Here is a 26,432-nt window from a genome sequence, read left to right as displayed (position 1 = left end):
TCTCTTTTGAGCACTTAACTGCCAAGGTAGGGGAAAGGTTTTCAACATTTTGACAAATCACCCAAACACTTTTTTATAAATAGGTTTACGCATACTGAACTGCGCCAGCATAAGGGGGTAAAGCAGCAGGTCTAATATTAACAAGCCTGTACTGTACTCAACTATGTCATGAACGATTGCTCCATGACCATGTTTTGTAATCAGGTGCTTGTGCCGCCAACGCCGCAGGGGAGAGGGCAGCTCTTGTCCTTCGTCTACAAAATAAGCTTCTGATGCTGTAACTTTTCTTTCTGTGATAAGGCTTGTCCAGCGGTGTCGCGTAAGTCCTGTAAACATTTCTACGGCTACCGTATCTCCCGGCTCACTTCCATCGAACTGTAGCAGGCGCAGGCGCGGATAGGGCGGAGAAAGCTTTAAAAACAATTGCTCATCAAACGCCTCAAAGACAGTTATAAAGTTCTGTGTTATGGTAGTTTTTAGATGTAATATCATTGCTGGTTCAGAAACTTTATTAATCAACTATTGGATGAAGCAAAAGTTTTAGCTTCTTCTAAAAGTATGTTATAACCTTTATTTACTATAATATAATTTTTGCATAGAATTACATTATGCAAATAAATATTTAAAACTATGAAAAATTACCGCGTTTTAATGACGTTGGCAGCTCTGCTGTTATGTGTTTATGGTTATGCCCAGACACGCGAAATCTACACCAACCCCAACTTCAGTAGCCTCGCACAAAACCATAAGGTAGTGGCTATTCTTCCATTTAATGCCAGCATTGGTTTACGGCCAAACCAGATGAAGAGTATTACGCCGGAGCAACACCGTGAAATGGAGGTAAATCAGGGTTTAGCCGTGCAGAGTGCTTTACAAACTTATTTTCTTAAAGAAAAGGGCAAAGATGGTTTTACGGTATCGTTTCAGGATGCAAACAAAACTAATGCGCTGCTCCTAAAGAACGATATTGATGCGGAAAGCATTAAATCTTTTACTCCTGAAGAGTTAGCAAAACTATTGGAAGTGGATGGAATTATTACCGGCATTTTCAGTACGGATAAACCTATGTCTGAAGGAGCCTCTCTGGCATTAGGTTTAGCAGTAGGCTTTTACGGCTCCACCAACTCTGGTAAGGCAAGTATCAACATTTATGATGGCCTTACAGGTGAGCTTCTCTGGAAATACGAAAAAACGCTATCCAGAAGCTTAGGCAGCGATACAAACTCAGTAATAAATACTATTATGCGTAAAGCCTCGCGCCAGTTCCCTTACTCTAAGATGTAGAAAGCAAGGCCTTCATCCTACATTAAACATAAAGGCACTCCAGTTGTAGCTGCTGGAGTGCCTTTATGTTTAACAGTATTAACAGTTTACTTATTCCTTAGATTGGAGTAGGCAGCTTTAGCTTAACAGGTTATCTATATCCTCTTTGGTAAGACTCTTTATAACTGTTTCATCTGTGCTGATCAGGTCTGTTACTAATTGTATTTTTCGGTTCTGCAAGGCTAGTATTTTTTCTTCTACTGTGTCTTTTGTAATGAATTTATATGTAAAGACTGTGTTTTGCTGTCCGATACGATGTGCTCTGTCTACGGCCTGCGCCTCTACAGCCGGATTCCACCAAGGGTCCAGCACAAACACATAGTCAGCAGCAGTCAGGTTAAGGCCTACACCACCAGCTTTTAATGATATCAGGAACACCTGTATACTTTTATCATTCTGAAAACGCTCTACTTGTTGTTGCCGGTTTTTGGTATTCCCGTCAAGATATGTGTAAGTTATTTCTTTTTCATCTAAAGCATTGCGAAGAATCTCGAGATGCTTTACAAACTGGCTAAAGATCAAAACCTTATGCCCTTTTGTGACAACATTTTTTGTCATGCGCATCACCTCCTTTAGCTTACCAGATTCACCCTCATAACCAGCATCGGTCATAAGTGGGTGGTTCGCTATCTGGCGCAGTTTCGTAAGCCCCTGCAACAGCAGGAACTGCGTATTGCCCGCACCTTGCTCCTCCAGGCTTGTCAGAATTTTGTTTCGGTAATATGACTTTGTTTCTTCGTAGGCATGCTCCTGCTCTTCTGTCATTTTACAGTAGGTGGTATGCTCTATTTTTTCGGGTAACTCGGTAGCCACCTGCGATTTGTGTCTGCGCAATATAAAAGGCTTAATGAGCGCATGCAGTTTCCGCATCTTCTGCTCATCTTTCTCTTTCTCTATCGGCTTTAGGAACTCGTTACGGAAGAAATGCTGGTTGCCGAGCAACCCTGGGTTAATGAACGACATCTGAGACCAAAGGTCCATAGTACTGTTCTCTACCGGTGTACCTGTCAATATCAGTCTGTGCCTCGACTTTAAAGATCTTACGGAACGTGATGTAGTAGAATCAGGATTTTTAATAGCCTGCGACTCGTCTAAAATAATGTAGTCGAAGTAGTACGTTTTAAGCAATTCAGCATCCAGGCGTACAATGCCATAGGAGGTCAGAATTACATCGTAATCCTTGTACTGCTCTACATTTTTATCACGATATGTACCTGTATAGTTGAGTATGCGCAGGTTTGGCGTGAACTTCTGCGCTTCGTTTAACCAATTATAGACTAGTGAAGTCGGCATTACCAGTAATGATGCTGCTTCCACGCCATGCTCTTTTCGGTGTTGCAGCATTGCCAGTGTCTGCACTGTTTTCCCTAACCCCATGTCATCTGCTAGGCAGCCACCAAACTTATAGTTCTGCACAAAATGCAGCCAATTATAACCTGCCTTCTGGTACGGGCGCAGTTCCCCTACAAAGCCTGCCGGCAAGGCCTGATCTTCTATTACTTCGAACTCCCGTAATTTCTCCAGTTTACGGGTCATGGTTACGGTAGCCAGATTATCATTTTTCAGGTCGTTCACCAAAGCCATGTGGTGCTTTTTCAGCGTTAGCTGGTGTTCGCCCTCAGAAAAAGCAAAGAGTTCAACATACTGCGTAAACCACTCCTCCGGAATAATGGCTATCTGCCCGTTAGGTAGCTGATATTCGTTATTTTTGGTAAGGATATGGTTTTTTAGTTTGATGAACGGAATCTCAAACTCTCCAAAACGCACTGTACCATATACGTCGAACCAGTCATTGGTTTCTGTGATGCCTACTTCTACTGAAATGTCACCTATAAAATAGTTCTTCCCGCTTTGTTCTTGTTGCAACACTGTAAAGCCCAGCTTCTCCAACTCGTTCAGGTTACTGTTCAGCCAGGAAAAAGCAAGGCTTTTATCTAACACAGCGGTACCATTCTTTACCTCAAGCTCCCGTTTGGCCAACTCTTTTACAAAAGATTTCTCGTGCTTTACATCGCGTACAAGCTTATGAAATATATAGGATTCTGCGGTCTTTTCCATGTTTACGCTAATGCGCTTTGCCTCATGCGTCTGCACCATATAGTCGCCATACTTAAAAGACAGGTCAAACAGAATCTTATCAGCATCAGCAACACTGTTTACTCTAGCCACGGCAGTATCTGCGGCTTTTATTTCAGAAAAAGTCAGAAACGGGCTAGGCGTAAATTTTTCTGAGCGAATATCAAAGCCTTTCGCATGCACATCAAAAGACTCCAGAAGCGGTGTTACAAATTTGCGGTAATAATTTTCCTCTACAGAGCGCGGCACCACTATGAACTTTTTGTTCAGGAAAGGCTGCAGCTTCTTGCCATCAACATCCTTCTCAAAGCTATACACTACGTCATTCAGCATCAGCCATGCAGGTTCATAACAGATCAGCACAGCTCCGCGATACTGAAAGTCAAGCTTCTGGCCAGCGTATTTTATTGTAGGGAAATAGTGGGTGTTGTCTTCGTTGCGCATAAAATGAAACAAAACAGTCGCTTTCTCTGGCGCAACTTGAATCTGCTTCCAGGTTGGCTCACCATCTTTCCCCATAATAAACGTCATCTTGCCTTGGAGCAGATCCAATATTCTGCCCATGCGCACCTGTATGTAATGGCTTATTTCCTCCTGGAGCTGCTTATCGCCTTTCTCCGGGTCATACACCTTCAAAAAGAAATCAGCCGGTGACAACCTTTTAGAGGAGAACTTCTTTAGAACTGCATCCTGCTGCACCTGATCGATTAATGAAATAAGCTTAAAATCATTAGCATCCAGGCGGGCGGCAAACTCGTCGGCATTTTTTGCCGATATGTTCTGATGCTGCAGGGTAAGCTGGCCCTTCGTATTTACCTGCACCACAAAAGACTCAAACAGATATCCGAGGTACTCATGCTCAAACAACGAGTAAATCACCTGAAAAGGCTGCGTGGTGTAGACTTTCATACCAAAACATTTTTTAGGGCTCTAAATTTAATCTGAAAGAGCTTAATTTCCTATCAGAACCTATGTTTTTGACACGCTTCCAGATGAATTCAATAGAAGTTAAGTATTATTACGCCATAATATAAGCACTACTATATCTATTATTCGGTATTTAAACTTTTACCTTTAGTTAAGCAGTATTATTCGCTGACAAAAAAGCCATGACACCTCAACACTTTAAGCGTTCACACCAATAAGTAATATATTAAGACTTAGCCGCTTTACCGGGCAAGTTGCCAAACTAATGTAGTTGATTTTTTCTGTATAAAAGGAAAAGAGGAGGAACTAGATGTTTTCTGTAACAGACATAGCTGCGGCTTTTCGGGCAGGCCTGATGGATACCAACAATGTGATGACAATAATGGCCACACCTGTAAATACAAAGTCTTCGACCTCCATTTTTACAGGATAGGAGTCTATGACAGAGGTAGCCATACCCATAGATACCAATCCGTAGGTCTGTTGCAGGTTACACACCAGCATGCCCAATGTTAAACCATAGGTGGCTCCTATAAAGGCAACCAATGCTCCTTCAAATAAAAATATATTGCTTATTGTTTTGGCTGTAGCTCCCATAGAGGCTAATATGGCTATATCTTTTTTCTTATCAATAACAAGCATAGATAAGGAGAAGAAAATATTGAGGGAAGCTATTAGTAATATAAAAGCAAAAGTAATGAACACAAACAGCTTTTCGACCTTAACTGCACGAAGAAGACTTGTGTGTTGCTCATCGCTGTTCTGAACGTTGAATCTCTCACCTAACAGCTGCTGCAATGATTGTTGTACGTTCTCGATGTTATAACCATCTTCTACTTTTATTTCCAACGAGGTACGGCGACTACCGTACTCCAGCAGCTCTTCGGCAAAATTGAGTGGTACAAAAACATATGACTCGTCGTACTGTCGCTCAATGGCAAAAACGCCCCCTGCTAAAACACTCTGACTGTTAAAAGAAGCCTCTGGATTAAGAGGATTGAACTTTACATTGCGTGGATAAAGAAACTGCAAAGGCACAAACTGGTTAGATGGCCGTATTGATAACTGATACTGTACTCCACGCCCCACCAGTGCATAATAAGTATTATTGACAGTAAGTTGATTATGGCCTTCTACCACTGCCGAATCTATCTCGTTTTGCTGAAAGAAGTTTTCGCTTACTCCTTTTAGTTTAACTACCATCTGGCGGTCGTTGTAACGCAGCAAAGCATTATCTTCTATTACCTCTGATACTACAGCCACGCCTGGCATACGCCGAATGCGGTTCATAAATTCAGTATCTGTTTCAAAAGACTTACCTTCTGCAGCAGAAACTTTAAGATCAGGGTCAAAGCTAGAATAGATTTCCCGGATTAAGTCTTCCAGCCCATTAAACACTGACAACACAATTATTAATGCCATAGAACCAACAGCCACCCCAATCATAGCAATATTGGAAATAATGCTTATGATGTTTCTCTTCTTTCTGGAGAAGAAATACCGTTTCGCAATCAGGAAAGGTACGTTCATGGACTGTTTGTTCCTTTATTCGTTAATCTTATTAGGGCAACTGTAAAGCTGTAAGCATTAGCTTACTTAAAAGCGGCTTCCTTATTTGCCTTACACAAATAGGGCATTTGATTATGAAAAGAGAAAGAAAGCTTTGCAGTTGTAACTATCCTGTCTTTGGCTAACTCACTTCTTATATCTTTTCTTCTTATCCGTTGCCTATTTATTTCTATTTACAGCTATACTATCGCCATGCTTTCACAATAAGGCCTGTTCCAGACGAATACTTTCCGTTTACATCCATCCAGTTCAGCAGCAGACTAAATGGAAAGGTAAGCAGGTAGTAGAACGGCAACACCAGGAAGAAAATTTTAGAAACGCCTAGCATCAGCAATGGGTATTTCATAGATAGCCTCCACGATATCTGCCCTGGCTTGCCATATGAGTAACGTGCCTCAACTTTACGGAAGCCTGCTAAACGCAGCTTATCCTGTATCTCCTGAATATTATACCCATCACGTACGTGTTCTTCTATAAAGGAAGTTTCATTATCACCATGCACATCAGAGCCACCCTGGTCAGAAGGCGTAGAGATAAGCAGCATGCCCCCAGGCCGAAGCGATGCATGAATGTTTCGGAAAACCTGCACATCTTCCTCAATATGCTCCATTACATCTACAGAAAGCACTAAATCGTAGCTGTTAGGCTCACGATACTTCACCAGGTCAGCAATTCTGAACAGCACGTTATGCCGCCCAATAGACCGGATAAAATGATTGCAATCAGATACCTGCTCTTCTTTTACATCCACAGCCAGAATATTCCACTTGGTGCTCATACCGGAGAGGTAGTAGGTGTACTGCCCAAAACCAGAGCCGGCATCCAGTATATGTTGCTCTTTGTTACGGCGATTTACAGCCCAGGCCCGCAGTTCTTTATGCACGTGCCAAGTACGCAATAACAAAAGATCCAGTAAATTATAGAATACGCGACGCAGGAAAGGGGTCTTGTTGAACACGTCGCCAAGAACCCGCTTTATCGGATCATACTGCATAAAGGGGAAGTAATGCTATACTATTTGGTGTATGTATCATCCTCACCGTTGTTATCATCCTCATCGGCAGGAGGGATATCTAAGTTATTAAATATTTTATCCATGTGTGCTGCATATTCTGCCGTATCATCCAGGTAGAACACAAGCTCCGGAATAACGCGTACCTGCTTTTTAATACGCTGGGCCAGCAAATGGCGAACGGTTTTAGTGTTGGCACGCACTTCCAGCAGTAAGCTCTCATTATTCTGTGCATTCATAACACTCAGGTATACACGGGCAAGCCCCAGGTCAGGAGCTACACGTACTACACTCACGGATATATATGCGCCTCCAAAAAGGTGCGGAACTTCTCTCTGAAAGATTTCCGCTAATTCTTTCTGTATCAGGCGCGAAAATTTCTGTTGTCTTTTACTTTCCATATGAAGATGCAAATATCATATTAATTTCGCATTTTTACCCCAAAAGAGCCTTACTCATTTTAAGTGAGGTAAATCTATAGCTTCTTTTAACTTAGTCTTCCCTTGATTAGTTACTTCCGCAGCATACTACCTTCTCGCCTGGTCCTGCTGATTTTGTTGTACCTCCTCATCCAACTCCCGCTTATATTACTGGGCATACCGGCAACGCAGCAAGAGTTATTACACATGCTGGTAGGGGAGCGGATGGCCAACGGCTTTAGCATGTACCGTGATATTTATGATAATACGGCCCCTCTGTCGGCCATGGTATACTGGCTGATAGATTTGATGGTAGGCCGCTCGTTTGTTACTTTCAGAGTAACAGCCATGGTGCTGGTGCTTTTACAGGCACTTTTTTTGAACCTTACATTTAACAGGTTAAGTGTTTATGCCAGCAAAACTTATCTGCCGGCCTTGCTTTACCTGATAATAGGCAGCATTACCTTTGAGTTTAACATGCTCACACCACTCCTGATCGGGAATACATTTGTGGTGCTTTCGCTACCGTATATTGTTACAGTCTCGAGAGAAGGCTTTGAGAACAACCGGCTTTTTGTTGGCGGCTTCATGCTTGGACTAGCGGCACTTAGTTATCTGCCTTTGTCTCTGTTTCTACTTGTAGGCGTGTTTGCTGTCATCTTATTTGCCTCCAGCTCTTTCAGAAGCTTTCTGCTTATGCTTTGCGGCTTTGCCTTTCCTTATGCCGTGCTTGTAACTTACTACTTTTATATAGGCTCTGTAGATGAGTTTCTGGAAATGCACCTGTTGCGAGCCTGGCGGTTTTATATTGATTTCCTGATCTCTCCAGCCGACCTTGCTAAACTTCTGGCTGTGCCAATGCTTGTGCTGTTTTTATCTCTTATGAGTACTTTTTCGCTACCTCAGCGATTGGTTTTCCAGGTTAAATTTCAGCAGGTAATGTGGGTGTGGTTGCTAACCAGCCTGATTGTGATCTTTTCCAGACCTGTTATTTCAGCTGGCATCTTTCTGCTTTTGCTGCCACCTATCGCTTACTTCAGTGAGTTCTTCTTTAGTACTGGCAAGAAAAAATGGATGATGAACCTCTTATTTGTAACAGTGCTGACAGCAGTGGTATTGCTACGTTACAAACAGCCACTGGGCCTAAACCAGCTTGTACAGATAAATGAGTCAAAACTGATTTTACCACAGAAGCCAAGCCCAAGGGTAACAAACGCTACTGTAGTAGTACTCGGTGATGATATTAGCTTCTATGAACACAACCTACCTGTTACGCCTTACCTAAACTGGCAATTGGCTCAGCGCCACTTTGGGGAGCTAAATGAGTATATGGCTGTTTACGAGGTTTACCAAAACTTTAAGAAGGAAACACCTGCCTACATTGTTGACAAGGCAGGTCTGATGCCTGAGCTAATTTATAAAGTACCAGCCGTATTTGGTTTATATGAACCTACGGAAACAGATGGCATATACAAGTTAAAATAAAAATAGCCGCTTAACAGGCAGCTATTTTATCAACTCTTGTCTGGTGTCTTCCACCTTCAAAATCTGTACTTAAAAACACTCTTACCATTTCTGCGGCCACGTATTCTGGCACAAAGCGGGCTGGTATACAAAGTACATTGGCATTATTGTGTGAGCGAGCCAGGCGAGCCAGCTCTGGTTGCCAGCACAATGCGGCTCTTACATGCTGGTGCTTATTGGCTGTTATTGCCACACCATTGCCACTGCCACAGATAAGAATGCCAAAGTCAAACTCTTTGTTTACAACCGCCTTTGCCAGGGGGTGTACATGGTCCGGGTAATCTACTGAGGCATCTGATCCCGGGCCGAAATCCTGTACCTGATGGCCCAGTTCTGCCAGCACATTTTTCACCATTTCTTTGTAGGTAAAACCGGCATGGTCTCCTCCGATAGCAATTTTATAAGCCATTATATTGTGTTGTTTTCGTTAAGTCTCTTTAAGTCTCTGTTACGAATAGACCTGGATACACTAATACTTATTTCATACAGCCCTGTAAGAGGCAGCGCAATTAATAACTGGCTCACAACATCCGGCGGTGTAATAACAGCCGATACTACGAGTATAACTACTACTGCATGCTTACGGTACAGCTTCATTGTTTCTGGCGAAAGCAAGCCTGCTTTAGTAAAGAAAAAGACAATTACAGGCATCTCAAACATAAAGGCGCACGAGATACAGAGTGTGGTGAGTGTAGAAATGTAAGACGACAGGTCAAATTCATTCACTACTGTTGGATCTACTTGATATCCAGCCAAAAAGTTTATAGAGATTGGCGATACTACAAAATATCCGAACAGCAGCCCCATCATAAACAGTATAGAGACCCAGAATACTGCTCCCTGAGAATTCTTACGCTCCTGTGGATACAACCCAGGGCTTACAAAACGCCATATTTCCCAGAATGCATAAGGAAAGGCACAGGCCAGACCCAGCAACACAGACACCATCAGGTGCATAGTAAACTGCCCACTCATCTGGCGACTTTGTATAGTGAAGCCCAATTCGTCTATACATAATGCCGGAGACCCCAGCTTTTCTCCCAGCTCACACATAAGCCTGTAACTAAAAAAGTCTGGTCGTGATGGAGCCAGGATAATATCATGGAACACAAAGCTTTTCATTAGAAAAGCTATGACTGCAAATACCATTATAGAGCCGAGGGCTCTGATAACATGCCACCTCAACTCCTCAAGATGGTCTACAAAAGACATCTCCTGCTGCTCTTCTTCCATATATGGTTGCTCCATGAAAAGGGGGCTCTTGAAAATTGGTTAATTATTAGTAAGCAAAAAGCGGATACTGCTCCATCCAATTGTTTATCTCTTTTTGCACTGATTTGATTTTACTTTCGTTATCGTGGTTCGCCAGCACATCATCAATCAGTTCTACAATATGTGCCATATCGTTTTCTTTGAGGCCACGGGTTGTAATAGCTGCCGTACCTACACGCATACCAGATGTCACGAACGGAGATTTATCATCAAAAGGCACCATATTTTTATTTATGGTTATATCTGCCTGCACCAGCGCATTTTCTGCCAGTTTACCGGTTAGGCCCTTCGATCGAAGATCAATCAGCATCATGTGATTATCTGTACCGCCTGAGATAATGTCGTAACCGCGCTCTAAGAATGCCTTAGCCATAGCCTGCGCATTTTGCTGTACCTGCTTTACATAACTCAGGTAATCATCAGAAAGGGCTTCATAATAAGCAACGGCTTTAGCAGCGATTACATGCTCCAGCGGTCCACCTTGCGTACCAGGGAACACAGCTCCATCCAGCAAAGAAGACATCATGCGTGTTTCTCCTTTAGGTGTTTTAATACCAAAAGGATTTTCGAAATCTTTGCCCAGCATGATCATGCCTCCACGTGGCCCACGCAATGTTTTGTGTGTGGTAGTGGTAACAATATGGCAATGCTCAAACGGGTTATTTAAAAGGCCACGGGCAATTAAACCTGAAGGGTGAGAAATATCAGCCATCAGGATCGCACCTACCTCATCAGCTGCCTCACGTAATTTTTTATAGTCCCAGTCGCGGCTGTAAGCAGAGGCACCACAAATGATAAGCTTTGGCTGCTCACGGCGTGCTGTTTCAACTACTTTATCAAAATCAATTAATCCTGTCTCCTGCTCTACACCATAGAAGGTAGGGTTATACAGCTTACCGGAGAAGTTAACAGGTGAGCCGTGCGTTAAGTGGCCACCATGCGATAAGTCGAAACCTAGTATTTTATCTCCTGGCTGAAGTATAGCCAGCATAACAGCAGCGTTAGCCTGTGCACCAGAGTGCGGCTGCACATTTACCCATGCTGCTCCAAAAAGCTCTTTTGCTCTATCTATAGCTAACTGCTCCGCCTGATCTACAATTTCGCAGCCACCATAGTAGCGTTTTCCGGGTAAGCCTTCAGCGTACTTGTTTGTCATTTCGCTGCCCATGGCCTGCATAACCTGCTCCGATACAAAGTTCTCAGAAGCTATCAGTTCTATGCCATGCATTTGGCGAGCTTTTTCTTTTGCAATTAAATCGAAAATGGCGGTGTCTTTTTGCATCACTACTATGGAGTTATTTAAGCTTCCAAAATTAAGTTATGCTCCCGAATAAACCAATGTTTCATAAGTTTATATACACTTGCCAATTCCTGGCCAGATTTTGCAGCAGCTCAGCACCTGAGCTGTCTGCTAAATCTAAACCAAAGCCCCGGTACAAGATGTACCGGGGCTTTGGTTTAGATTTAGCTTTTACGTGCTACAGCATAAGGTCTGTCTATATTAGGTTGCACGAACAACTCCTGTGTATCCAGGTCCAGCGCCACCAGGTTTCCATAAGCAGCATTCTTATAATAGACACAGCCTGCGTCGAGGTTCAGACGGTTGTCGTTATGTGAAGCAGTCTTCTTAATGTTGTGCAAAGGGGTAGGAGTATGACCGTGCAGTAAACGCTTGTTTTCTATTTTTTCCCAATCAACTTTATAATTCCGGATATTAAGCATGGCATCGGTGTCACTGAAAATATCAGCTTGCCTAAAGTCAAAGCCTGCATGTACGAGCAGATAATCTGGCAGTTTGAGGTAGAAAGGAAGCTTTTTTAAAAACTTGATGTATTTTTTAGGAATGTCTTCCACATGTTTTATATCAAAGCTTTTCAGGAGGTGCTCTTTTTCAGTGGGAGTGAGCTTTACAGCATCAGCGCCTTTTTTAATAGCCTTTAGCAACATGTGGTCGTGGTTGCCACGAAGGCAGTACACTTGGTAGTGCTGCTTTTGCAGATGCAGGATGAAATCAAGAACTCCTTTGCTATCTGGCCCTTTGTTTACCAGATCACCCAAAACATAAAGTTCGTCTTCTTTTTCTAACCTTAACTGGTCTAGCACTAATGCTTTAAAGGTCTTAGCACAGCCGTGTATGTCTGTAAGGGCGTATCGGGCCATAATGTTTATTTGCTACAACATAGGTTGCAGGGGCTAAGATAGCATAAAAAAAGCATCTGCTGTAACAGATGCTTTTTAAAAGATATTTTTATACTAATATTTAGTTATACTTATTATTGTCTATATCCGGTTTGTCCAGATTTCGGTTCGGGTTGTTAGTTCTGATACCTGCAATCTGCTCATCAGGTGCATCGGTATACTTTTTAGCCAGATCTTCGTGTTCATCACGCGTCTGGTTAGGGTCAACAGGTTTTACGCCTGCTTTGGATTGTCCTCTTCCACTTGGTTTTCCCGCGTCTGCCCCACCAGGCTGGGTGTGCTTATATGATGGCATAATATCCTCCTTCTTTAATAGTTAAAAATCCACTGCCTTTATTATAATAAATGCTTGCAGTGCCTAAAAATTTACTTTATGTATTCAACAGAACTCAGGTGCCTCGCCCTTCACCTTCTGAGCGTAGGTTATCAGGCGGTGGCACTCCATCATCAGAGTAATCATTAACACCTGTGGCAGATGGGCCCTGGCCAGCTGTGTCGCTACCATATCCCTCTTTGCCATCGCGGTTACCGAAACCTCCACGCTGATGTTCGTTTTTAGGCGCGTCTGCACCAGGAATAACGTATCCTGCCCGCAGTTCCTGTTCTGTTGTGTCTTCGTCAATAACTCGCACAGGCCGGCTGTGTGGGTCGAACTGCCCCTCTGGCTGCTGATATTGCCCCTCCTGCTGTGCCTGGTTATCTTGAGATTTATTATCTTTATTATCTTCCATAATATAATCTTTTTTATTTGGCTGCTAAAAAGAAGCCTCTTGTTAATTGTACTCCTTTTTGGCCAATCAGGTTCGGGTAATGGCTTAGGTTGTTACCATTTCGCCACCATTTATGTGTATAATTTCGCCAATAGTAAACGTTGAGTCTTCTGAGGCTAAATACACATAAGCAGGACCTACTTCTGATGGCTGACCAGCACGTTTCAGAAGTGTTTTAGACCCAAATGATTTTACCTTTTCTTCATTAAAGGAAGCCGGAATAAGTGGTGTCCAGACAGGGCCTGGCGCTACGCCATTAACACGTATACCTTTATCAGCCACCATTTGTGCCAACGTACGTGTAAAGGCCAGTATAGCACCTTTCGTAGAAGAGTAATCCAGCAACAGTTTATTACCGTGGTAGGCAGTAACAGAAGTGGTGTTAATAATGGTACTACCTTCTTTTAAGTGATCGAGCGCGGCTTTCACAAAGTAGAACATCCCAAATATGTTTGTCGAAAAAGTACGCTTCAGCTGCTCGTCCGAAATATCGCGAATATCGTGCTGCTCGTGCTGCTCACCTGCGTTATTCACTAAAATATCCAGCTTGCCTAACTCATCAACTGTTTTTTTAACAGCAGAACGGGCAAACTCTTCATCACCTACATCTCCGGCAATAAGCACGCACTTGCGCCCTTCTTTCTCGATCATTTCTTTGGTAGCCTGCGCATCTTTATCTTCATTCAGATAGACAATAGCCACATCGGCGCCCTCCCGGGCATAATGTACCGCTACTGAACGCCCGATACCACTATCGCCTCCTGTTATCAGGGCTACTTTATCTTTTAATTTATCGCTTCCTTTATATGAGCCTCGTATGATTTCTGGCTCCGGAGTCATTTTATGTTCCTTACCCGGCTGCTCCATAGTTTGTCCTGGAAAAGAATCTGGTTTGTTTTCCATAGTTTTTATAGGTTTAATGTTGATTTGTCGTACTAAGTATGAATTAAACTATACGCCTAGCCCTTAGGCTTGTTTCTGACTGAGAACTATATAGCAATTAAACATTACCTTTTATGTGGAAAGAAGAAGACAATAACCTGAAGCGAAGCTTTCAATTTAAAGACTTTAAAGAAGCCATGGCTTTTATTAACGATGTGGCAGAAATAGCTGAAGCGTTAAATCATCACCCATGGTGGAGCAATGTGTACAATAAAGTTGAAATACAGCTAACCACACATGATGCAGGCAACACCATAACAGAGCTGGATCATAAACTGGCTGCTCAGATTGATGAGGTTTATAAGAGCTATGAAGCCTGAGCCCAGTTAGCTGATAAAGCTGTTGAGGCTGTCTCTTTTCAAGGCTTTGTCTATGGGCTCTTACTCTCATACTTTTTTACGTTATTTCTTCTTTAACTCAAGATCCATAATTTCAGACCCTCTACTAATTTGTAGTATCTTTGAGCATTATGCAGGAACAGGAAAAAACGAATTTATATTTAGTACCAACACCTATCGGTAACCTGGAGGATATAACTTTACGCGCTATCCGGGTGCTAAAAGAGGTAGATGTGATTTTAGCAGAAGATACCCGCACGAGTGGAAAGCTGCTCCAGCACCTGGGCATTGAGAAGCGCATGCACAGCCATCACTTGCACAACGAGCACAAGGCTACATCGCACCTGGTAGACCGCCTGAAGGCAGGGGAGGTAATGGCTTTGATTTCAGATGCCGGCACACCCGGTATATCGGACCCTGGTTTTTACCTGGTGCGGGAGTGTCTGAAGCATGACCTTAAGATAGAATGCCTGCCGGGTGCAACGGCTTTCGTTCCGGCACTGGTAAAGTCTGGCTTCAGCACCGACAGGTTTACGTTTGAGGGATTTCTGCCTCTCAAAAAGGGCCGCCAGACCCGCCTGCAGAGCTTGGCAGAGGAGGAGCGTACCATGATTTTCTATGAATCGCCGCACCGCCTGCTAAAAACACTTACCCAATTTCAGGAGTACTTCGGGGGCGAACGCATGGCCTCTGTTTCACGTGAAATCTCTAAAATGTTCGAAGAAACTATCAACGGCACGTTAGAGGAGCTTATTCAGATTTTTACTACAAAAGCCATAAAAGGAGAATTCGTGCTAGTAGTGGCAGGAGCAACAACTAAAGGAAATAAGGCATAAATCAGCCTTTTAATGTTTATGAATCAATATTTAAAAAAGCTTTTCCTGATTCTAACTATGTGCCTTATGACCTGCCAGGGATGGGCACAGTTTGAAGGCATGCGCCTGTCGCCGGCTGCCCGCATAAGCCTGATTACCTGCTCCAGCGGGAATGAGCTGTATGCGGTATTCGGGCATAGTGCCGTGAGAGTAAAAGACCCCGTTACTGGCATGGACATTGTTTTCAACTATGGCACCTTTGACTTTAATGAACCGAACTTTTACCTGAAATTTGCCAGGGGAAAGCTCAACTATAAACTTTCTGCGGCCTACTTCCGGGACTTTGTGTACAGCTACACCATGGAAAACCGCTCTGTTTATGAGCAGGACCTTAACCTGACACCTGAGCAGCGGGAACAGTATTGGCAGTTCCTGACCAATAATTACCTGCCTGCTAACCGCTTTTACCTCTACGATTTCTTTTTCGACAACTGTGCTACCCGCATCAGAGATGGCGTAGAAGCTACTTTCCCGGGCAAGGTTAAGTTTAACATCAGCCATTTTGATAAGGACATGACGTTCAGGAACCTGATTGACTTGTACCTGCCGCCACAGCCCTGGGGTGATTTTGGAATAGATTTAGCCTTAGGTGCTCCCATAGACCGTGAAGCAACACCTTACGAGTACATGTTTTTGCCAGACTACCTTTCTAAAGGGTTTGCCAATGCCACCATTGAGCAAAACGGCAGCACTGTACCACTGACCGGCAAAGTGCGGGTAGTATTTGAACGGGACCCTGAGCTTACTGTACCAGACACTTTCTTTACACCAGTAGTGCTTTGCTGGGTAATTTTTGCCCTGGTGCTGGCGGTAACGCTGCTTGATTTAAGCAAACGCCGCAGAAGCCGAACATCCGACCTGACATTTTACCTTATTATTGGTTTGTTGGGCATTATATTACTTTTACTCTGGACAGCAACAGATCATCAGGCTACAGCAAACAATTATAACCTGCTATGGGCTATACCTACACATATTGTAGTAGCTGTATACCTGGGCAAATACCATCTGCCTAGCTGGGTCAGAACGTATTTAATCGTTACAGCTGTTATATCGTTAGTGCTTTTAGTAGCCTGGCCGTGGTGGCCACAGCAGTTCCATGTAGCATTTTTCCCGTTAGTACTGGCCCTGGGCATGCGAGCCGCGTACATTGTATGGTTTTCCAAACAGCCAGTAAGAAGAGCACACTGGCAGACAATTAAATAACATATATAATTATGAATCTTGAACAACTTTGCCAGAATGTAACAGTGCTAGCCAAAAAGGTTGGCTTGTTTATAAAACAAGAAGGCGAAACTTTTGATCTCTCTAAAGTAGAAAAGAAAGGCTTTAACGACCTCGTATCATATGTGGATAAGGAGGCTGAGAAGCAATTGGTAGCAGAGCTTAAAGAGTTCTTGCCTGAAGCAGGTTTTATAACTGAAGAAGGCACTGAAACTACACGCGGAGAACGTTATAACTGGGTAATAGACCCTTTAGACGGAACTACTAACTTTACGCATGGCCTGCCGGACTATTGCGTAAGTGTCGCCTTAATGGAACATGACCAGGTTATAGTAGGGGTGGTGTATGAACCTAACCGCGATGAATCTTTTTATGCTTACAAAGGCGGCGGAGCTTATTTGAATGGCAAGCTTATACATGTGTCAGAAGCTCCTGAATTAAAAGACTCGCTTATAGCCACTGGCTTCCCTTATTATGACTTTAACCTGATGCAGCAGTACCTCCAGGTAATGGGCAACTTTATGATGAAATCGCAGGGACTGCGACGCATAGGCTCTGCAGCTATGGACCTTGTTTATGTAGCAGTTGGCCGCTTTGAAGGTTTCTTTGAATATAACCTGAAACCTTGGGATGTAGCAGCCGGTGTGCTTATTGTGCAGGAAGCAGGGGGTAAGGTCACCCGTTTTGCCGATGAGGGAGACTATATATTTACAGGCGAAATAGTAGCCAGCAATGGCAAAGTGCATACAGAAATACAGGACATTATAGCAGGACACTGGCAAGGCGCACAAAAGTAAACTATTTATACCTTTGCTTAGTTATTAGATTGTATGATACAGGAAATAATCATCTTTGTTATATTCTTAGTAGCGGCATTTTATATTGCCCGTGTGCTGTACCGTAGTTTTGCAGTTAAAAGCGGCTGTGCAAAAGGTTGTGGCGGAGCCTGTTCTTCTATCGACTTTAAAAAGATACAGAGAGAGTTAGATCAGAAGGCTGCAACTGTAAAGTAGTAGCCTTTGCTTATACTGAAGCATACTGGAACTGCATACACCCTGAGCAGGCCACTCACCTAAGCTACTGATATTTTTCCAGCTTTATCTGTATCCTAAGTTTGTTTTTGCGTATAGTTCTATACTAATACTTATGAATTGATACTCTAAAAACTATATGCTATGTCAGATAAAGTTGAAGAAAGATCTTTGGTTAATGTAACCAACCGCCTTTTTAAAGATGGTTACAAAGCAGACTTTAAAGTAACTGCTGATGGAAACCACCTGTGCACCATGGATGATAAAAGTACATTTGGCCCACACGAGGTAAGAATAGTAGATTTCTACCGCTTTGAGGGGCAAAGCAACCCTGATGATATGTCTATACTTTATGCTGTAGAGACTAGCTCTGGAATGAAAGGTACCATTTCTAACTCTTATGGACCTTATGCTGATGAGAATATTGAAAACTTCATGAAACAAGTAGAAGACTTAGGTAAGAACCTTGACAAGGATGATAAGTAAGTCAGGATTTACTAAAGTTAAGTAACGTATAATCTTATAAACAGAAAAGGCTGAGGTATACCTCAGCCTTTTCTGTTTATAAAGCAACTTTGGTTATTATGAGCTTACTAACTGTTATCACTTCCCCTTAACTGCTGCCCGTTCTTTATTGAAAGGTTCAGGCTTTGTAGTTGTTCGTTTAACTTTTCTCCGCCTTTTATACCAAAATCCAAAGTACGGATTGGGAATGGGATAAGAATATCGTTTGCATCGAAGGTTTTCTTGATGCGGATAATGGCATCACTTTTTGCTGAAACATAATCTACCTGGCGACTGTACGTAATCCAGAAGCGGGCTTTAAAGTTGATAGAACTGTCCCCAAACTCATGGTACATTACTTCTATGTCCCGGGTCTTTACACGGTTTTTCACTTCCTGCAGCGCATCAATTACCACACGCTGCACACGCTCCAGGTCTTCTCCATAAGATATACCCACATCCAGATCAATGCGGCGCACACCGTTAATGGAGAAGTTAGTAGTTGGGTTTTCAAACACCATTTTATTAGGTAAGCGCACCAGCTCTCCTGTTACCTGCCTTACGTCTATTGTACGGAGCGTAATGCGCTCAATTGTCCCGAAGTAGTCGTTAGTCTCAATCATGTCGCCCACCCCAAACGGCCTTTGAATGGCTATGATTACACCGGAGATAAAGTTGGCAGCAATATCCTGAAAAGCAAAACCTAAAGCCAAACCAATAATACCGACACCAGCCAGAAGCGATACAACTACTTTGTCCAGGTTTAACATCTGGAGAGCAAAAAAGAACCCAACCATCACCATCGCTATATATAGGATAGTTGAGATAAGATTATTGAGCGCCTTGCTATGTGAAAAGCGGGCAGTAAGTTTATCTATCCAGCCCCTGATAAAGCGAGCAATAATAAAAGTGAGTACTAATATTATCAACGCTACAAAAATGTTAGGTAGCATCAGCACTAAATGCCTACCCCACGCCTCCAGCTTATCTAAAAGCAATGCTAATGCATCATCAATATCTTTCATCTTCATTTATAATGGTTATATTATGCTGATTTTGCAGTTTTAAGCCCACACTTTAGTACCCTCTGTACAGTTCTTGCACATCTCTATTTCGGCACGTGAGCGCAGCAAGGCTTGCCTGAACTGGTTGTACTTTGCCCCTCGCCAGACCTCTTTAAACGAGCTAAGCTTTAAATCGCCCTGCCTGTACTCAGCATCTTTATCAAAGCAACAAGGTACAACCAGGCCATCCCAGGTAATGACGCAGGAGTGCCACATACGCCAGCAGTGGTTCAGCAGCTTGTTTTTAATTGAATAGCTCCCGTTTCCGTTGTTCTTGTACCTGGAATAATAATCTATAGTGGGTATAAGCGGTGAACCTTGCTCATAATCATAAATCTGAGCCGTTTTAAATACCACCTCATCTACCCCCAGCTCTTTTGCCAGCTTTTTTACGTCTTCCAGCTGATGCTCGTTGGGGCGCACCACTAAAAACTGAAACATGATATGCGGTGTTTTTGTTTTTAGTTTCTGCTTCCACTTCACTACATGCCGCACACCATCCAGCACTTTGTCTAATTTTCCGCCAATTCTGTAAGCGGTATACGTTTCTTGCGTAGTGCCATCTATCGATACAATCAAACGGTCCAGACCGGAGGCTACTGTTTTGCGAGCCATGTCATCATCCAGAAAATGTGCATTGGTAGATGTGGCTGTATAGATGCCTCTGTCAGAAGCGTACTTTACTAGCTCCAGAAAGTTCTTATGCAAGTACGGCTCTCCCTGAAAATAGAAGATAAGGTAAAGCAGTCGGCGATGCAACTGGTCTATAGTTTGCTTAAACAGGCCCTCCTGCAGCATACCTGTGGGGCGCGTAAAGGAACGCAGACCGCTAGGGCACTCAGGGCAGCGAAGGTTACAAGAGGTTGTAGGCTCCAGCGATATACTTATAGGATAACCTGAATGCTTTGCCTTTCGTGTTATCCGCGAAAGAATGTAACTGCCTGCCACCTGCGCCGCATTCAGTACACGTAACGGCGTAAGCTTACTTAAAAAATTAAACCCATCTGTAAAATTCGGCATTTTATATAGAGCGCTCCTGAGGCTGTTTAAGATATAGATAAAACTCTTTCTGCTAAAAAAACAGTGGGGCAGCCGCAATGGCTGCCCCACTAAATTATAACATCTGGCTCGAAAGGCCAAAAGTGACACTGGTTAGTAACGGAAAAGTGCTTTTACATTAACCCCATTGTCGCTAACCTCAGCCATCCCGTTGTAATCGCTTACAAAAACTCTACCGCCCTGGGCAATAGTTTTAACTGCTGCCAGATTTATTAAATCATAATCACCTTTATGGTATTCGCTATGCACCTCGGCTGTGGCACTTTTAGCATCATAAGTACCCCAGACAGGTTGGCTCGGTGCTATAAACAGAGTGTCGATACGGCCATGTACTGCCTCAGCTGCCACAGTAGCAATATCTTCTGAAGTTACTCCTGTACCTGCCACATTCTGGTAACGGTCCAGCGATTCTATGTGGCTTTGGTGCATCAGCGGCTTCATAATAGCCAAAGCTTTTTCGTGTAGTGTTTTAGGAGCCGTGGTAACATCTGTGTTTTCATCCACATTTATCACATCTTCCACAATGTTTTTATAGTTGCTGGACTTTCTGAAAAGAGTACAGTAGTGGTCTACACCAGCAAGAATTAATGGTTCATGAGCATCATGTAGTACTTCCTGTAAACCAGTAGACACATCTTTCATAAATTCTCTTACACGGTCATGCTGCTGATCAGCTTGAGCAAAACCACGAGGGTTACCTAGTATATTTGAACCGTTTACGGTTGTTCTACTGGTGTTAAAGTCTTGGTCATTGCTACGTTCGTCAAATTTCAAAGAAGGTGTCTCACTCATGTTAGGGGGTAAGAAAGAACTTGTATCTACTTCCCTGATGCTGTCTAATGTTGCTTCGTAAAAGCTTATGTTTTCACGATACAGCCAAAGTATAAAGAAGCGGCCATTCTGGCTCAGAATTGGCAGGATAGGAGTAAAGTAGAACTGATTCAGCACATACACCTCATTTGGCATAGTTACCGGCAGCGTGTAATGTGTCGCAAACCCTTTCGTGATAAACACGGCCAATCCTTCTCCCTGGTGCCTCCAGAAGCCATTGCTGTTTAGTAGCTCGTCGGCAGGCTTCAGATATTCGTCTATTTCCTCATTAGTCAGATCATGTGTCTCTAGAAGCTCTTTGGCTTTACGTATCTGGTTTTTAAACGCAAGGCTGTCCATGCCATTAAGCGTTTCTTTGCCGGCACGGTGAGTTGGTAAGAAAAAAGAAATGCACAACGCATTTGTGTTGCTTTGCACATTTACTAACTCTTCAATGTCTTTTTTATTTATTAATGCCATATATTTATCTGTTAATATTTCACAAAATCGTTCTTAAATCACCTCTTACTTTATACAGAGGTGTGAATTAAAGTACGCATCTAATTATTTAACGGTTATTTATGGCTTTAAGATGAGTTTGTATTTAAACATGAGCCACAAAAAAAGCCGCCCGACACTTTACATAGTATCAGGCGGCTTTTTTATAGTGCATTTACTACAGTTGTAGCAGTCTGACTTTGGCCAACTTTCTTTACCCGAACAAGTTGCCGAACACTTCCTCCAGCCTTCCGAAAGGATGTATATTGATAGAGAACTTGCTAAAGTCCAGTCCCTTTTTGTTGTACTTGGAGATATAAATATCCTGAAAGCCAAGTTTTTCTGCTTCACTGATGCGGTTTTCGACACGATTAACAGCACGCACTTCTCCACCTAAACCTACCTCTGCGGCAAAGCAGGCAGTACTTGGTATAGCCATATCCTCGAAAGAAGAAAGTATGGATGCACATACTGTCAGGTCCAGTGCCGGGTCTTCTACCTTAAGGCCACCGGCAATGTTCAGGAACACATCCTGTGTGCCAAGCCGATACCCTCCGCGCTTCTCCAGCACAGCAAGCAACATGTTCAGGCGCTTGGCATCGAAACCGGTGCTAGTGCGTTGTGGTGTACCATAAGTAGCAGGAGTAACCAGGCTTTGTACTTCAATCAACAGCGGGCGGTTCCCCTCCAGAGTAGCACCAATAGCAATACCGCTAAAGGCATCCTCGCGCTGAGAAATCAGAATCTCGGAGGGGTTACTTACTTCGCGCAGGCCTGAGCCAAGCATTTCGTAAATTCCTAACTCCGATGTAGAACCAAAGCGGTTTTTAGTGGTTCTTAGAATACGGTAGGTCATGTGGCGATCGCCTTCAAATTGCAGCACTGTGTCTACCATATGTTCCAATATTTTAGGACCGGCCAGGTTACCTTCTTTTGTAATGTGCCCGATCAGGAAAACAGGCACCCCGCTTTCTTTGGCAAACTTTAGTAGCTCTGCCGTACACTCCCGCACCTGGCTTACGCTACCTGCGCCTGCCTCAATAAAAGAAGAGTGCAGCGTTTGAATGGAGTCTACTACCAGCACCTGCGGACGCAGCAGTTCTATCTGTTTAAATATATTCTGTGTACCTGTTTCTGTTAATATAAAGCAGTCGGATGTCTGTGCCACCAGGCGCTCTGCCCGCATTTTTATTTGCTGCTCGCTTTCTTCGCCGCTTACGTACAGCACCCGCAGCCCTGTCAGGCTCAAGGCAATTTGCAGCATCAGGGTAGACTTACCTATGCCTGGCTCGCCACCAATAAGTACCATAGAGCCTGGCACTATGCCACCGCCTAACACACGGTTCAGTTCCTGGTCCTGTGTTTGTATGCGCAGCTGCTCCTGATAGCTTATATCTGCTATTGGTTTAGGCTTGCTGGATACCTGGGCAGAGCCACTGCCTACTTTCCAGGCACTTGTTGGAGTTACTTCCTCTTTCTGCACTACCTCTTCTACATAGGTATTCCATTCGCCACAGGCAGGGCACTTGCCAATCCATTTTGCAGACTGCGCCCCACAGTTCTGACAGAAGTATGATGTTCTTATTTTAGCCATTAAGGATAATTATTCTTTTTCTAACTGATCATTTATTGATCAGGACACAATCTAACTAAAACAAAAAGAAGGCACTTAATGATCAATCAGCAACAGATAAATTTTAGATTTTGCATTTGATGTAACTGGGCTTTCTTAGTGTTAACCATCCCGAAGCAGTTCTAAATCACAGCTTTGATGGGCTTGAATGAAGCAGGTTATGAATCAGATACTTCCATAGATCATACCTTTTCCTTTACTAATTCCTGCTTAAAGTACACTTTAAAAGTGGTTCCCTGGTCAAACTCACTCTCTACCACAATACGCCCGCCGCTGTTCTCTACTATACGCTTAACAATATAAAGCCCTATACCGGTACCTTCTACGTGGTTATGCAAGCGTTTAAACATCGTGAACAGCTTGTGCTGTTGCTCTTTCCGTATGCCTAAACCATTGTCTGAAACCTGTAACACCACACAGCCATCTTCCTGGTAACTTTGAATACTTACTATTGCCGGCCGTTCAGGAGATTTATATTTTACAGCATTAGAAACTAAATTATAAATGATACTGCGTAGGTTCTTTCGAGCGTAAAGTACAGAACTAACCTGAAAATCTGTGGTTATAGTAGCATCAGCCTCCTGTAACTGGCTATTTATATCAGCGGTAATATCTTCTAAGAGATTATTAAAGCAAAGTGGCTCTACAGCTGAATCCAGTTCCTTCTGTACCTTGGTAATTTCAGCCAGATCTGCTATAGTTCTTTTTAACTTCTCTATTGATTGGCTAATCATATCCAGTATTTGCTTATCGCCATCACCAAGCTTGCCCCGTAAAATATCGCGAAGCAAAACAGACAGGCCTTCCATGTTGGCAATAGGAGATTTCAGGTCGTGTGAGGCAGTGTATATAAAGTTGTCCAGGTCGGTGTTAATGCGGAGCAGCTCCTTGTTTTTACTGCTCAATTCTTCATTTATAGAAGACAGCTCTTTACGGGCATTTATAAGCTCAGTAACCTCAACGGCAAAGATTAAAACGGCCTCTACCTTGCCCACACTATCTATCAGAGGTTGATATACCATGTTAAAATAGCCACTGATAAGCCCTCCGTTATCACCGTTGTTTATAGACGACAGCACCTCATTTCCTACAAATGGCTCACCTGTTTCAAAAACCTTCTGCAGGCGACCATGAAACTCTGTTAACTCTACTTCAGAGTGTGCTTCATAAATAGTTTTGCCAACCAAAGATCTGTTACCATACAACGTGCTGTAGAGAGGGTTAGCCAGTACATACTGGTAATCCGGTGCCCGCACAAGGCCAACCACTGCTGGCACTTCCAGGAACAGCTTTTGCAGCAACTCAGCGTTTTGTTTTAATTTTTGCTCTGCTTCCTTTATTTCTGATATATCTATAATAGAACCAATGTGGCCCAGATACTCTCCATCTGCCCCAAAGCGCGGACTCCCTGTATTTATTATAGAGCGGAACTGGCCATCGTAACGGCGCAGGTGCATTTCGTTTTTAAAAGTTTTTTCTTCTGCAACGCCCTTTTTATAAACTTCTCTAAAGTCTTTATAATCTGTTTCGTCAATCAACTCTTTCCAGTTGTCTGCTATACTATCCTCAAACGACTGGCCTGTAAAATCTGTCCACTGTTTATTAACATAAATGCAGTGTCCCCAGGCATCCGACATCCAGATCATTACCGGAGCATTGTCAGCCATGGTTCTAAAGCGGGCCTCACTCTCTATAAGCGCCTGTTGTGCATGCTTTTCATCTGTAATATCGCGAACTTCAATAATGGCATAGCTGTTCTGCTTACCGCTCTCCTGTATTGGCTGTACAGCGCACGATACGTTAAAGAAGCTGCCATCTTTACGCACAAACACATCTTCATAAGCACGTTGTGGTTTGCTTATGGCAAGTGATGTACGTATAGGGCACTGGTCGGCATGGTAAGGAGAACCATCGGGATGGCTGTGGTGAATCATATCGTGCAACTTTCCCTGTTGCATCTCCTCAAAGGTATACCCTGTCATTTCCTCGGCAGCAGGGTTCATAAAGGTGCAATAGCCTTTCGAATCGATAATAAACAAGGCAGCTGTGGCATTATCGGTGATGGTTTGCTTTAGGTGGTTTGAATGACGCGTATTGCTAAGCGACCAAGTAACAAAGAACATCAGCATAGCAATAATAAAACCTCCGGCCAGTATAAAATACGGCAACTCTATATCGCCTGACTTTCCTAATGAGGGTTTACCTGATAAGTAGATGCGCCAGGTATGATTGCCAATGCTAAGTGTGTTTACCTTACTAAACAGTCTCTTTTCAGAAGCATTATTGTAAAGCGTGGTATCTGTACTAAAGAGTAAAGACTCTTTATCCATTGTGACTCCATCGTATACTTCAATGTCCAGGTCATCAAAATCATTCTTTAAGATGGCTGTCATTAAGTCTATTGCTCTAAAAGGGCTGTAAACATATCCCTTTATAAGGCGCTGCCTGTCCCATATTGATTCGGGATCGGCATTGTTATCATAAATGGGCAGGTAAATCAGAAAGCCCGCCTGTTCATCTTTGTTGTTTTCCTGTACCAGGCGCACTTTACCTGTTAAGGCGGGTTGCTTAGTGTCACGGGCAATGGTCATAGCCGATCGCCGGATAGAATCACTGAACATGTCGTACCCAAAGGCCCGCAGATTTCTGCCTTCGAATGGCTCCAGAAAAATAATTGAGGTATACATCGGCTGCTTAGACTCTGGATAGACCGTATATTCGCTGTAACCCTCGTTCCTGATTTGCTCCGTGTGTTGCTCCAGTTCATGTGGCCACACCACATGAGAATAGCCTATGCCCTGTATGCCCGGGTAGTTTTGCTCCAGGTTAAGTGTTTCATAATAGGCGCGCCAAGCACTGCGGTCTACTGTATCAGAGGCAATATATAGCGCCTTAGCCCCAATCAGTACCTGAATGTAATCACGCATGCGTTGCTCTATGTCCGCAGTAGCCTGATCGGCCTTAAACGTAAAGAGTTTGTGCCTACGCTCTTCAGATTTCTGTTTAGTTTCGGTGTAAATGAAAAGCGTTAGTAAAAAGATAAGTAGAAAAGAAGCAATAGCTACTACATGATCTTTCAAGAATTGAGCCAACCTGGCAAGTTGCATGCTATTAAGTTTATACCGAGGCTTGATCACGAAACATTCTTCACAAAAAATTCAGAGGCTGCAGCCCAGTAATAGGTTTATAGAGTATATAGTCAAATATAAACAAAAAGCCATCATACCAAAAGTTTTCTTGCTCTTAATAGCTTGTGTAATTAAGGTTTAAAGGCTATATGTACGGTAAAAGCTTACTTTTTCATTTAGAAATGAAATATTACATTTTGAAGCACTACTTAAAACACTAACCGGAAATTTCAGG

General features: G+C 43.1%; 25 protein-coding genes. 8 read left to right on the top strand and 17 right to left on the bottom strand.

Going from position 1 to position 26,432, the window contains the following annotated elements; all coding sequences use genetic code 11:
- Positions 1 to 57: 57 nt before the first annotated feature.
- On the bottom strand, positions 58 to 492 hold the full coding sequence (locus tag LN995_RS04755) for an SRPBCC family protein (RefSeq protein ID WP_229958901.1): 435 nt from the start codon (positions 490 to 492) through the stop codon (positions 58 to 60).
- Positions 493 to 630: 138 nt separating this feature from the next.
- Here LN995_RS04755 and LN995_RS04750 point away from each other — a divergent pair, with 138 nt between their 5' ends.
- On the top strand, positions 631 to 1,284 hold the full coding sequence (locus LN995_RS04750; RefSeq protein ID WP_229958898.1) for a hypothetical protein: 654 nt from the start codon (positions 631 to 633) through the stop codon (positions 1,282 to 1,284).
- A 117-nt stretch (positions 1,285 to 1,401) separates the two neighbouring features.
- On the opposite strand, the gene LN995_RS04745 is transcribed toward LN995_RS04750, so the two are convergent.
- The 4 genes from LN995_RS04745 to rbfA form a co-directional block, all read right to left on the bottom strand.
- A complete protein-coding gene (locus LN995_RS04745; protein ID WP_229958896.1) occupies positions 1,402 to 4,308 on the bottom strand; it encodes a DEAD/DEAH box helicase in 2,907 nt (968 codons plus the stop codon).
- A gap of 324 nt (positions 4,309 to 4,632) precedes the next feature.
- The gene (locus LN995_RS04740) at positions 4,633 to 5,856 is read right to left on the bottom strand and encodes an ABC transporter permease (protein ID WP_229958895.1); all 1,224 of its coding nucleotides are present in this window, start codon (positions 5,854 to 5,856) and stop codon (positions 4,633 to 4,635) included.
- 223 nt (positions 5,857 to 6,079) lie between these two features.
- Positions 6,080 to 6,889, bottom strand: coding sequence for a class I SAM-dependent methyltransferase (locus LN995_RS04735; protein WP_229958893.1), 810 nt, complete (start codon positions 6,887 to 6,889; stop codon positions 6,080 to 6,082).
- A gap of 20 nt (positions 6,890 to 6,909) precedes the next feature.
- Positions 6,910 to 7,308, bottom strand: coding sequence for a 30S ribosome-binding factor RbfA (gene rbfA, locus LN995_RS04730; RefSeq protein WP_229958891.1), 399 nt, complete (start codon positions 7,306 to 7,308; stop codon positions 6,910 to 6,912).
- 102 nt (positions 7,309 to 7,410) lie between these two features.
- Here rbfA and LN995_RS04725 point away from each other — a divergent pair, with 102 nt between their 5' ends.
- Entirely contained in the window at positions 7,411 to 8,811 is a 1,401-nt protein-coding gene (locus tag LN995_RS04725) for an LTA synthase family protein (protein WP_229958889.1), read from the top strand.
- A 10-nt stretch (positions 8,812 to 8,821) separates the two neighbouring features.
- Here LN995_RS04725 and rpiB read toward each other — a convergent pair whose 3' ends face one another.
- From rpiB to LN995_RS04690, 7 genes are all read right to left on the bottom strand, one after another.
- Positions 8,822 to 9,259 (bottom strand): ribose 5-phosphate isomerase B, encoded by a 438-nt coding sequence (gene rpiB, locus LN995_RS04720; RefSeq protein WP_229958886.1) that lies wholly within the window; start codon positions 9,257 to 9,259, stop codon positions 8,822 to 8,824.
- Positions 9,259 to 10,098: a twin-arginine translocase subunit TatC gene (gene tatC, locus LN995_RS04715; RefSeq protein ID WP_229958885.1), complete on the bottom strand. Its 840-nt coding sequence runs from the start codon at positions 10,096 to 10,098 to the stop codon at positions 9,259 to 9,261. Before tatC ends, rpiB begins: the two co-directional genes overlap by 1 nt.
- Positions 10,099 to 10,129: 31 nt before the next feature.
- Positions 10,130 to 11,404 (bottom strand): serine hydroxymethyltransferase, encoded by a 1,275-nt coding sequence (gene glyA, locus LN995_RS04710; protein ID WP_229958883.1) that lies wholly within the window; start codon positions 11,402 to 11,404, stop codon positions 10,130 to 10,132.
- A gap of 182 nt (positions 11,405 to 11,586) precedes the next feature.
- A complete protein-coding gene (locus LN995_RS04705; protein ID WP_229958881.1) occupies positions 11,587 to 12,282 on the bottom strand; it encodes a metallophosphoesterase family protein in 696 nt (231 codons plus the stop codon).
- A gap of 100 nt (positions 12,283 to 12,382) precedes the next feature.
- Positions 12,383 to 12,616, bottom strand: coding sequence for a hypothetical protein (locus LN995_RS04700; protein ID WP_229958879.1), 234 nt, complete (start codon positions 12,614 to 12,616; stop codon positions 12,383 to 12,385).
- A 94-nt stretch (positions 12,617 to 12,710) separates the two neighbouring features.
- Positions 12,711 to 13,052, bottom strand: a complete 342-nt coding sequence (locus LN995_RS04695; protein ID WP_229958877.1) for a hypothetical protein — start codon at positions 13,050 to 13,052, stop codon at positions 12,711 to 12,713.
- 84 nt (positions 13,053 to 13,136) lie between these two features.
- Positions 13,137 to 13,994 carry an SDR family oxidoreductase gene (locus LN995_RS04690; protein WP_229958875.1) on the bottom strand — a complete coding sequence of 286 codons (858 nt, stop codon included), beginning with the start codon at positions 13,992 to 13,994 and terminating at the stop codon, positions 13,137 to 13,139.
- Positions 13,995 to 14,107: 113 nt separating this feature from the next.
- Here LN995_RS04690 and LN995_RS04685 point away from each other — a divergent pair, with 113 nt between their 5' ends.
- From LN995_RS04685 to LN995_RS04660, 6 genes are all read left to right on the top strand, one after another.
- Positions 14,108 to 14,353, top strand: coding sequence for a 4a-hydroxytetrahydrobiopterin dehydratase (locus LN995_RS04685; RefSeq protein WP_229958873.1), 246 nt, complete (start codon positions 14,108 to 14,110; stop codon positions 14,351 to 14,353).
- Between the two features lie 149 nt (positions 14,354 to 14,502).
- A complete protein-coding gene (rsmI, locus tag LN995_RS04680; protein WP_229958870.1) occupies positions 14,503 to 15,207 on the top strand; it encodes a 16S rRNA (cytidine(1402)-2'-O)-methyltransferase in 705 nt (234 codons plus the stop codon).
- 18 nt (positions 15,208 to 15,225) lie between these two features.
- Positions 15,226 to 16,452, top strand: coding sequence for an Lnb N-terminal periplasmic domain-containing protein (locus LN995_RS04675; RefSeq protein WP_229958868.1), 1,227 nt, complete (start codon positions 15,226 to 15,228; stop codon positions 16,450 to 16,452).
- A gap of 11 nt (positions 16,453 to 16,463) precedes the next feature.
- On the top strand, positions 16,464 to 17,267 hold the full coding sequence (locus LN995_RS04670) for an inositol monophosphatase family protein (protein WP_229958866.1): 804 nt from the start codon (positions 16,464 to 16,466) through the stop codon (positions 17,265 to 17,267).
- Between the two features lie 33 nt (positions 17,268 to 17,300).
- Positions 17,301 to 17,483, top strand: coding sequence for a FeoB-associated Cys-rich membrane protein (locus tag LN995_RS04665; RefSeq protein WP_229958864.1), 183 nt, complete (start codon positions 17,301 to 17,303; stop codon positions 17,481 to 17,483).
- Between the two features lie 162 nt (positions 17,484 to 17,645).
- Entirely contained in the window at positions 17,646 to 17,987 is a 342-nt protein-coding gene (locus LN995_RS04660) for a hypothetical protein (protein ID WP_229958863.1), read from the top strand.
- Between the two features lie 107 nt (positions 17,988 to 18,094).
- Here the strand turns inward: LN995_RS04660 and LN995_RS04655 are convergent, their stop codons facing one another.
- From LN995_RS04655 to LN995_RS04635, 5 genes are all read right to left on the bottom strand, one after another.
- Positions 18,095 to 19,036: a mechanosensitive ion channel family protein gene (locus LN995_RS04655; RefSeq protein ID WP_229958861.1), complete on the bottom strand. Its 942-nt coding sequence runs from the start codon at positions 19,034 to 19,036 to the stop codon at positions 18,095 to 18,097.
- A gap of 33 nt (positions 19,037 to 19,069) precedes the next feature.
- Complete coding sequence (locus LN995_RS04650; protein ID WP_229958859.1) at positions 19,070 to 20,089, bottom strand: SPASM domain-containing protein; 1,020 nt, start codon at positions 20,087 to 20,089, stop codon at positions 19,070 to 19,072.
- Between the two features lie 132 nt (positions 20,090 to 20,221).
- Positions 20,222 to 21,418 (bottom strand): baeRF3 domain-containing protein, encoded by a 1,197-nt coding sequence (locus tag LN995_RS04645; protein ID WP_229958857.1) that lies wholly within the window; start codon positions 21,416 to 21,418, stop codon positions 20,222 to 20,224.
- A gap of 232 nt (positions 21,419 to 21,650) precedes the next feature.
- Complete coding sequence (radA, locus tag LN995_RS04640; protein ID WP_229958855.1) at positions 21,651 to 23,030, bottom strand: DNA repair protein RadA; 1,380 nt, start codon at positions 23,028 to 23,030, stop codon at positions 21,651 to 21,653.
- A gap of 221 nt (positions 23,031 to 23,251) precedes the next feature.
- Entirely contained in the window at positions 23,252 to 26,161 is a 2,910-nt protein-coding gene (locus LN995_RS04635; protein ID WP_229958853.1) for a CHASE domain-containing protein, read from the bottom strand.
- Positions 26,162 to 26,432: the final 271 nt, after the last annotated feature.

Source organism: Pontibacter silvestris, from assembly GCF_020907275.1.
In the GTDB taxonomy this organism is placed as follows: domain Bacteria; phylum Bacteroidota; class Bacteroidia; order Cytophagales; family Hymenobacteraceae; genus Pontibacter; species Pontibacter silvestris.
This window is presented reverse-complemented; position numbering and strand designations above follow the sequence as displayed.